The 1,454-nt window shown below is 41.5% G+C and carries 1 pseudogene; it reads left to right on the top strand.

From position 1 onward, the window contains the following. Positions 1-418: 418 nt before the first annotated feature. Positions 419-1,454: pseudogene (locus HMPREF2728_RS10755) on the top strand (accessory Sec-dependent LPXTG-anchored adhesin); the annotation flags it as partial.

Here is a 1,454-nt window from a genome sequence, read left to right as displayed (position 1 = left end):
AGCTGCTGGTTTGCCAAATACCGATTCAGCTATCACTAAGGTGAATGCTGCTGTAGTAGAGATTGAAAAAGCACTTGCAGATCCGACAGCTGATTTGACAGCAGTCGTGCAAAAGGCAACTTCGGCTCGCAATGCTATCGCTAATGTTGTTTTGAACGCGAATTCAGATCAGCTGAATAACCTTAATGGTCAAGCTAATTCTCAAAGCGATGATACTAGATCAATAGATCCCCAAAATCAGTCTAAACTTGATTCTGAAAAAGAAATTTTAGACCAAAATCTGTCTGAAGCAGAAATTCTAAAAAAACTAGCAAGTGATTATGCAGCGTCAGTTACTAATGCTGATCAAAAAGCAGTTATTGAACAAGCTATTGCTAATGTTCAGAAGGAGATCACTGCAAGTACTGATTTGCTTAGTACAAATGCCAGTCTCCAATCCTATCCTGAGCAACGCAAGCGTTTAGGAGATTCCATTGATCAGTTAATAGCTTCTATGAATGCTGCTGGTTTTTCTGGCAATACGACTGTAAATGGTGCTCCTGCAATTAGTGCCAGTTTAAACATTGCTAAAGGTCAGACAAAAGTTTATACAGGTGCCGGTAAAGATTCAAATAATATCCCAATTTACTATAAATTGACAGTATCAAATAATGGATCAAAACTGACCTTTGTTTATACAATTACTTATGATAATCCTAAAACGTCGACTGTAGAAAAGCCTTCATCCTTGTCTTATGGATATTCTATCTATAATACAGGAAAAGCTTATCAAACTATGTTTACGCTAGGGAAGGGATTAGGAACACCTTCAAGTGTAACAAACTACATTACGGATTCTAGCGGTAAGCAAGTTGCTAATCCTCAGTCAAATACTACCCCTACCTTTACTATTGGAACTGGGAATTATACATGGTCAGATGGGTACCAAATGAATGGGTATCAGGCTAAGCAGGGGTATGGTTTAACATCAACTTGGACTGTACCGATTACTGGAACGGATACATCTTTTACCTTTACCCCTTACGCTGGTAGAACTAATGTATCTGGAACGAACTTTTTCAATAGTGGAGTAAAAGTAGTTGAATCTGAATCTAGTACAACCAGTCAGTCGCTTTCACAATCCAAGTCACTCTCAGTAAGTGCTAGTCAAAGCGCTTCGGTGTCAGCCTCAACAAGTGCCTCAGCTTCAGCGTCGACTAGCGCATCTAAGTCAGCGTCAACGAGTGCCTCAGCCTCAGCATCGACCAGCGCATCTAAGTCAGCTTCAACGAGTGCATCAGCTTCAGCCTCGACAAGTGCATCTAAGTCAGCCTCAACAAGTGCTTCAGCTTCGGCATCGACAAGTGCATCTAAGTCAGCGTCAACAAGTGCGTCTAAGTCAGCGTCGACAAGTGCCTCTAAGTCAGCGTCAACGAGTGCCTCATCTTCAGCCTCGACAAGTGCATCTAAGTCAG

This window comes from Streptococcus sp. HMSC061D10 (assembly GCF_001808865.1).
Lineage (GTDB): Bacteria > Bacillota > Bacilli > Lactobacillales > Streptococcaceae > Streptococcus.
This window is presented reverse-complemented; position numbering and strand designations above follow the sequence as displayed.